The sequence below is a fragment of the Micromonospora sp. NPDC051296 genome (assembly GCF_040682255.1).
Taxonomy (GTDB): domain Bacteria; phylum Actinomycetota; class Actinomycetes; order Mycobacteriales; family Micromonosporaceae; genus Micromonospora; species Micromonospora craterilacus.
In genome coordinates this window covers 1-7,323 of the sequence record NZ_JBFBAO010000352.1, presented here as the reverse complement: position 1 = coordinate 7,323, position 7,323 = coordinate 1, and the positions used below count along the sequence as shown (strand labels likewise).

Annotated in this window: 8 protein-coding genes and 1 pseudogene; 3 read left to right on the top strand and 6 right to left on the bottom strand. The window is 73.5% G+C overall.

What is annotated here, in order from left to right:
• Positions 1 to 397 (top strand): DUF742 domain-containing protein (locus AB0M52_RS27570; protein WP_363959498.1); only part of this gene is annotated, 397 nt, incomplete at its 5' end.
• Position 398: 1 nt separating this feature from the next.
• A complete protein-coding gene (locus tag AB0M52_RS27565; RefSeq protein ID WP_363959501.1) occupies positions 399 to 992 on the top strand; it encodes an ATP/GTP-binding protein in 594 nt (197 codons plus the stop codon).
• Positions 993 to 1,121: 129 nt separating this feature from the next.
• Here AB0M52_RS27565 and AB0M52_RS27560 read toward each other — a convergent pair whose 3' ends face one another.
• The 3 genes from AB0M52_RS27560 to AB0M52_RS27550 all read right to left on the bottom strand — a co-directional run bounded on the left by AB0M52_RS27560 (position 1,122) and on the right by AB0M52_RS27550 (position 5,818).
• Positions 1,122 to 2,312 carry an ABC transporter substrate-binding protein gene (locus AB0M52_RS27560; RefSeq protein ID WP_363959495.1) on the bottom strand — a complete coding sequence of 397 codons (1,191 nt, stop codon included), beginning with the start codon at positions 2,310 to 2,312 and terminating at the stop codon, positions 1,122 to 1,124.
• Between the two features lie 154 nt (positions 2,313 to 2,466).
• Positions 2,467 to 4,809: a transposase gene (locus AB0M52_RS27555; protein WP_363959492.1), complete on the bottom strand. Its 2,343-nt coding sequence runs from the start codon at positions 4,807 to 4,809 to the stop codon at positions 2,467 to 2,469.
• A gap of 40 nt (positions 4,810 to 4,849) precedes the next feature.
• Positions 4,850 to 5,818 carry a DNA primase gene (locus AB0M52_RS27550; RefSeq protein WP_363959489.1) on the bottom strand — a complete coding sequence of 323 codons (969 nt, stop codon included), beginning with the start codon at positions 5,816 to 5,818 and terminating at the stop codon, positions 4,850 to 4,852.
• Between the two features lie 112 nt (positions 5,819 to 5,930).
• Here AB0M52_RS27550 and AB0M52_RS27545 point away from each other — a divergent pair, with 112 nt between their 5' ends.
• Entirely contained in the window at positions 5,931 to 6,272 is a 342-nt protein-coding gene (locus AB0M52_RS27545) for a helix-turn-helix transcriptional regulator (RefSeq protein WP_363959486.1), read from the top strand.
• 80 nt (positions 6,273 to 6,352) lie between these two features.
• Here the strand turns inward: AB0M52_RS27545 and AB0M52_RS27540 are convergent, their stop codons facing one another.
• The 3 genes and pseudogenes from AB0M52_RS27540 to AB0M52_RS27530 form a co-directional block, all read right to left on the bottom strand.
• Positions 6,353 to 7,024 carry a permease prefix domain 1-containing protein gene (locus AB0M52_RS27540; RefSeq protein ID WP_363959483.1) on the bottom strand — a complete coding sequence of 224 codons (672 nt, stop codon included), beginning with the start codon at positions 7,022 to 7,024 and terminating at the stop codon, positions 6,353 to 6,355.
• A 67-nt stretch (positions 7,025 to 7,091) separates the two neighbouring features.
• The gene (locus tag AB0M52_RS27535; RefSeq protein WP_363959504.1) at positions 7,092 to 7,220 is read right to left on the bottom strand and encodes a hypothetical protein; all 129 of its coding nucleotides are present in this window, start codon (positions 7,218 to 7,220) and stop codon (positions 7,092 to 7,094) included.
• Between the two features lie 8 nt (positions 7,221 to 7,228).
• Positions 7,229 to 7,323, bottom strand: a pseudogene (locus AB0M52_RS27530) (DUF3090 domain-containing protein); the annotation flags it as partial.

Below are 7,323 nucleotides of genomic sequence, written 5' to 3'. Positions count from 1 at the left end.
GAAGGAGGTGAGCGGCGACATGGCCGATCGTGACGAGCCGACGGGCGCATTGGTCCGTCCATACGCCGTGACCCGCGGTCGTACCCGTCCCCGCCTCGACATCGCGCTGGAAGCGCTTGTCGAGACGACGGTGCGCGGTCGGGCCGCTGCCACTGGCAACGGTGGGCAAGGCCGTGAGCACCAGTACATCGCCGCGCTGTGTGACGGACGCGTGCAGTCGCTAGCCGAGATCGCGGCGCGAATGCAGCTTCCACTCGGCGTGGCCCGGGTGCTCATCGCCGATATGGCGACGGACGGCCTGGTCGCGGTCCACGAGCCGACCATCCTGGACGACTCGGACGACGCGGTGGGCACTGAATTGCTGGAGAGGGTGCTGAGTGGACTTCGCAGGCTCTGACATGTCGCACCGCCCGCAGACCCCAAGCGGGCGCGTGACGTCGGCGAAGATCGTTATCGCCGGTGGATTCGGCGTCGGCAAGACGACGCTGGTCGGCTCGGTCTCGGAGATCACGCCGCTGACTACCGAGGCCATCATGACCTCCGCCGGGGTCGGCGTCGACGACACCCGGCAGGTGCCGGGGAAGACGACGACCACGGTGGCCATGGACTTCGGTCGTATCTCGATCGATCGTGACCTGATCCTGTACCTGTTCGGTACGCCGGGTCAGACCCGTTTCTGGTTCATGTGGGATGAACTGGTCCGGGGCGCGATCGGCGCGGTCGTGCTGGTGGACACCCGCCGGCTGGCCGACTGCTTCGCGGCGATCGACTTCTTCGAGCACCGGCGGCTGCCGTACCTGGTGGCCATCAACTGCTTCGACGGTATGCAGTACCACGACCCGCAGGACGTTCGGGAGGCGCTCGCTATCTCCTCCCACGTGCCGGTGGTGGCCTGTGACGCCCGGAACCGGGAGTCGACGAAGCACGTGCTGATCTCGCTGGTCGAGTACGTGCTCACCATGCGCCGCACGCGCGCCGTCGCCCCGGCCTGACGATCGCGTTCCAGCGCCCGGTGACGGCCTTCGTCGACACCGGGCGCTGGTTGCTGCGCGTGATCTGCTGACTGGTGTGCGGGGCCGGCGAGCCGGCGCGGTGCCGCGCCCGGTGGGCCGGCTACCGCGTCAGCTGAGCCGGTTCCAGGCGCCGCCGTCGACGCGGTACACGCCGAGGGACTGGCGCTCCATGCCGCTGTGCCGGATCGGCGTGAACGAGTACATCCCCGCCATCCCGTCGGTGATCTGGTTCTGCAGGTACGCCCGCAGCCGCCCACGGTCCACGCTGTCGGCCAACCGGGCCGCCGTGGTGATCAGCAGCAGGGCGTCCGAGGCGTACGGAGCGAAGCCGCTGTAGGCGCCGTGCCGGCGGATGTACTGCGAGACGAGGTCGCGGTAGGCGCGTCCGGTGGCGCTGCTGTTGGCGACGGTGGAGGCGGCCAGCGAGGACGGGTGGATGGCGTATGCGCCCTCCACGGCGAGCGCGTTGTGGCTCTCCAGGGTCTCCTCGGCCACCGCCCCGGCGTCGAAGAACAGGTGGCCGGAGTGTCCGGCCTTGCGCAGGGCCCGTGCGGCGGCGCCGGAGTTCGGTGCGGTCGCCCACACCACCACGCCGTCCGCCCGGGCCGCGACGGCCTGCTCGGCGGCCCGCCCGACGTCCCCGCCCGCCTTGGGCAGCCGCACGGTACGGGCCAGACCCACCCCCGCGGTACGCAGCGCGCCGGTCATGGCCCGTACGCCGGAGTTGCCGTGCAGCCCCTCCTCGGCCATCAACACGACCCGGCGCAGCCCCTCGGCGTCGATCAGCTGGGCCAGCTGGCGGGCCATGTCCCCGGCGTCCGGGGTGACCTTGTAGATGAAGGCACGTTGGGCCAGCGGAACGGTGATCGCATCACCGAACGCCAGCGACACGAACGGCAGCCGCAGCTCCTGCGCCACCCCGATGACCGACATCGAGGTTTCCGCCAGCGTGCCGCCGAGCAGGGCGTGCACGTCGTCGCGCTGGCCCAGCTCGGTGGCCTGCTGGGCGGCCAGCCGGGGGTCGCTGCGGTTGTCCATGATCTCGAGCCGTACGGTCCGGCGTAGGTTGCCGACCGCTACGCCCTTGTCGTTGATGGCCTCCGTGCTGATGGCCAGCACCCGCTCCTGGGTCACGCCCAGGGCCGCGCCCGGCCCGCTCAGCTCCAGCGTCGCCCCGATGACCAGCTCGTGCCCGGGGGTGGGCCGGGGGACGGCTCCGTCGCGCTCCTCGTCGCGCCCACAGGCGCTCAGCAGCATGGTGCCCGTCGCCGCGGCCAGCACGCCACGTCGGGTGATCACGGATGGGCTGGTTGTCGGTGTTGCCATGAGTCGCCTTCCCGCCCGGCGACCTGCCGCCGGCTGTTCCGCGGGTATGCTCCCGGCCCTGCCGACCCGGCGTCAACTTATCCGGGTGTGGGCAGAAACACGCAGGTGAGCGGGCGTGTGGTCGGCGTCAGGACCGGTAGCCGGCCGAGCGGTACTCGTACTCCCGTTCGTCGTCGCGGTCACCGGTGTCCCGGCTGAAGTCCCAGCCGCCAGCGGACTCGCGCCCCGGGCGCCCACCGACCGCGAACCCGCCGATCTCCTGCCCCCGGCGCCAGCCGCGGAAGTAGCCGGTGGTGTTCTCGGCCAGGCTGGCCGCGTCCCGCACGATCCGCAGTGGACGCTCCTCGCGCAGTGGCGAGCCCGGCACGAGGTTGGCCTGGGGTACGCGCTTGGGCAGCCCGGCCGTCGTCTCGGCGCCCACCGCCGGGCGGGCTGCCTGCTCGGCGGCCTGCCATCCGGTGTCGGCCGTGGTCGACCAGTCCAGGCCGGCATCCTCGCCGTGACCGACGAACCAGGCCGACTTGGCCTGGGCGAAGATCAGCAGGTCACCGTCGCCCTCGTCGGAGACCGGCGGCGGCCGGTGCTCGACCGGTGGTTCCGGCCGGCGGGCCGGTGGGGTGAGGTCCAGGCGCTCGGCCGGATGGCCGCCACGCTCCGGGCCAGCCCGGTCGACGAGCCGCAGCGGCGGGTTCTCCAGCTGCGGTTCGGCTCCGTTGCGCAGCGCCCGGTCGGCCAGCGGCGGCGGCTCGACCAGCCGCAGCACCGGCGGCTCCGGCGGCAGGTCGTCGGCGAGCCACGGCGGGGTCACCCGGCGGTCGGCTCCGAGGTCGGCGGGAGCCTCGGGGGCACCGCGCCGGCCCCGGTCGTCGTACGAGCCGACGACCGGGTTGTTGGCCGAACTGTCGGCCGGGTTCTCCGGGTTGTTGACCAGCGGCCAGTTCGCCCGGGAACCCGGGGCTGCCGGCTCCTGCCCGGGGCGCGGGGGCGGCACCGGGACGTTGAGATCGGTGGCGCTGAAGCCACCGGTCGGCGGTTCCCCACCGGTGGTCTTCGGTCGGGGCGGGATGACGGTGCGCCGGCGCTCGGCCCGCGCGCTGTTGATCGCCGCGGTGGTCAGGGTCGGCCGGAATGGCTCACCGGCCTCCGCGGGCGGGATCGAGCCGCGCTGCGCCGGCGCGATCGGGGTGATTCCGGGCGGCGGCGGAGGCGGCGTGGAGATCGGCCGGTTGGTCGGCCCGTCGATCCGCGACGGGGTGGGCTCGGGGTGCGACGGCGGTGCCGAGACGGGCGGGCCGGCGACCGCGGCCGGCGCCACCGGAGCAGGTGCGACGGGTGGCGGAGTGACCGGAGGTGGCGCCACCGGCGGCGGACCGAGCGGTCGGGGCGACGGTAGCGGAGCGTTGCCGGGCATCGGCTCCGGACGGCTGCGCCGCCCGCCCGCCGGTTCGGCCCCGGCGGGGCGTACCGCCCGCAGCCCGGCACCGGTGCTGGCGGCCGGCAACTCGCCGACCGGCTCGCCGCGCCGGGCGGCGGCCCGACGGCCCGCGGCCGGCGCCGGAGCGGCGGTACGGGCGTGCAGCGCACCGACCAGCGCCTCGCAGCCGGCGTCGCAGGCCCGCACGGCGGCGACCGCCTGCCGGATGGTCTCGGCGGCGGCAGCGGTGAGGGCCCGGTTCACGGCCGACCGGCGGGGGGTTTCCGAGATCGCCACCCGCAGCGCGGTGACCGCCTCGTCGATCGCGTCCGCGTCGCCCGTGCCGTCGGCGGCGAGTTGGGCGGCGACCGCGTCGGCGGTGACCGCGGCGTCGCGACCACGGCCGGCGGCGTCGGTGAGCATGCCCGGCTCGGGCAGGGCGTCCAGCACGGCCAGCGGGATCGGCTCGGCGGGATCGGGGTAGGCGCGCAACGCGGCCGGGTAGAGCTCGCGCAGCACCTCACGCAGCGCAACCGCGGCGGAGTGCCGCCCGCTGGCCAGTGCGGCATGCGCGGCGAGCACCTGCTTGTAGCCGGCGAGGTCCCGGGGGGCCGGCAGGGTCACCGCGGACAGTGCACCGGCCTGCAGGGCGCGGGCCAGGCCGACGGCTCGCCGCACGGCCGGCGGTGACTGCATCTCCTCCAGCGAGTCGTCGTCGGCGAACCGTTCGGCGAAGTCGTCGACCGAGTCGTCGTCGGCGATCGCCAGCGGGCGACCGGCGGCACTGAGCAGTGAGGTGACCGTGTGGTCGTCGCTGTCGGCGGCTATCGCCGCACCGCTCGGCCCGCCTGAGCGTTCGACCAGCAGTGTCACCAGCCGGGCGTAGCCCGCCGGGTCGTCGCCGATCTCACAGACATGCAGCAGACGGCCTGCGTCGTCGACCACGGCCGACGTCAGCGTCGAACCGGCCGAGGCCGATCGGTCGGCCGGATCCGCCGAGGCCAGACCGCAGTACACGCGCACGAGCGCCACGGCGTCGTCCTCCTCCCGGGACACAAGGCTTTCTCTGCCAGAGACTGATGCTCCCTGGTGCGGGTCAGTCGCGCCAGTCCACGATCGCAGAGATCTTTCCGACAATGGTCCGCCAACCCAGACTTGCGGTTTGTGCCCCGATTTTCTTCAATCGACGCCGGCCCATGAAACCGCCGATTCCGCCGTTGACCGAAGCTCGCAGCGCCTCGTCGAGGTCGTCGAGGCTGGAACCAGCGGAGAGCATGTCGAGCACGGCGGGCAGGCGGAGGGCGTACGCCAGATCGCGGGCGACCTCGCCGGCCTCGATGAGCAGGGTCGGATCCCAGGTGTCGTGGCCGCCGCGGAGGTTCTCCACCACGAGGTCGAGCTCGTACACGTCCTCGTCGAGTGGCGCGATGTCGCTCGGCTCCACCCGTTCGGACAATTCATTCCAACTGTCCAGCTGGGACAGATCGTTGGGCGCGCCGGAACGGACGAAACTGACCAGGGACTCGGGGGTCTTGAACAGCAGCAGCCGCCCCCGGTGCGTCAGGAAGGCCGGCACCTCCTCGTCGTCGGCCTCGTCGGCCGCCTCCTCGTCGGTGTCCTCCTTCTCGGCGTCGTCCGCGGTGGCGCCCTCGCCGAGCTTGGTTCGCTTCTCGTCGTCGTCGTCGCTCTCGGCGAACTCCCGGGCGACGTCCTCGTCGAGGATGACGACGTTCTCGTCGTCTTCGTCCTCGGTCTCGACGGCCTGCCGGCGGGCCAGGAACGGGTCGTCGGCGTCCCGTTCGGCCACGTCGGTCGGGGTCAGCTCGCTGGCCGGCCGGTACGCCCGCAGGGTGTAGCCGGTGCCGGCGGGCAGAGCGATCTCCACCGGGTCGATCCGCAGCTCATCCCAGAGTTCGCGGTCCGCGTCGGCCGACGCGGCAGCGTCCGGCTCAGCGTCGTCCGGCTCGGTGAGGCCGGTCGTGTCATCGAGCTCGGGCTCGTCGGCGTCCGGCCGTTGGGGCGACTGGCGGGCCACGGTGACCTCCGTGTGCGTCGGGCTGCCCACCGGCGCTCGTGCCGGTGAGTGACTCTGGGCACATACCCTAGTTGGCTGCTCTGGGTGACCGGTGCCGCACCCCGGTGGCGTCCCACTTCCCCAACAAGTAGCGTGTCTACGTATGAACGCCCAGGCGCTGCACGGACACCTCGACGCCCTGCTGCTGGCCGTGCTGGAGCGGGGTGCCCAGCACGGCTACGCCATCATCGAGGCGCTCCGGGCACGCAGCGACGGGCGGCTCGACCTGCCCACCGGCACGGTCTACCCGGCGCTGCGGCGACTGGAGCGGGCCGGGTACGTGGCGAGCGACTGGAGCACCGTCAACGGACGGGAACGGCGGACCTACGAGCTGACCGACGCCGGCCGGCGCGCGCTGGTCGACCAGCGGTCCGGGTGGCGCGAGTTCAGCGCCACGGTCGGGCGCTTCCTCGACCCCGGCAGCGCGCCCGCGACGGCCGACTGACACCGACCGCCGACCGATCCCGCGCCACGGCCGCATCCGGGCGAGGCCGGCGGCGAGTATACCGGCGGCCCGTCGGCGGCTCAGCGGGTGGCGAGCAGCCAGGTGCGGGCGGCCCGGCCCAGCCAGACATGGGCGGCGCCGGCGGCGAGCATGCCGATAATCATCGGCGGCCAGGTGAGGGCCGCGTCCCACAGCAGGATCGACCAGGCGAACAGCGCCGCGCCAGCCAGTGCGCCCAGCACGGCAGCCCCGGTCAGCGTGGTGCCCACCGCACGGGCCGAGGTGGTGAGTCCCGGGCGTGACGACCGCGCGGTGGCCCCGACCAGCATCAGCCCGGCGACGCCGAGCAGGAAGGCGCCCGCCCAGACCCACTCCACCAACTGCGACAACAGCAGGTAGCCGGCCGGCGGCCGAGGGCCCTCGCTCCAACTCGACCCGCGCCAGGTCAGGTCGCCAGCGAGCGAGGCGGCCGCGGCGAAGGCGAGGATCCGCAGCGCCAACCCGCGTAGCGCCGCCACCGCCAATTCGGCCTGGTACGCCGGTGCGAGCTGCTCCGGCGTACCGAACTCGGCCACCGCTTGCCGGGACGCCTCATGGGCCGGCAGGCCACTGTCCCGGTACGCCTCGGCGGCGTCCAGCAGCCCGTGCCGCGCCTCGGTCATCAGGTCGGCCCGGAGCCGGCGCGGCCCGCGCAACCGGTCGGCGAGTTGCCGCAGGTGCTCCTCGACCAACACGTCATCCCCGACCGGCATGGCCCCACCCTGCCACGATGGGCAGCGTCACGGCGTCGGGGACATCCCGGAGCCGATCCCGGAGGGGTCAGCCGGAAAGCGCGAGGTAGCCGTGCTCGGCGGCCTGTTGCAGCACCCACTGGTCCCGGTACCAGCCGGGGGCCGCGACCAGCTCCGCGTGCCGGCCGCGCTGGACGACCCGGCCGGCGTCCAGCACCACGATCTTCGCCGGGCCCGCTCGATGAACGCGCGGGTCGCCTCGGGTGTCAGTCGCACCCGGAGCCGGTCAAGGTCCTCGTCGGGTTCGACGTCGTCGGCCT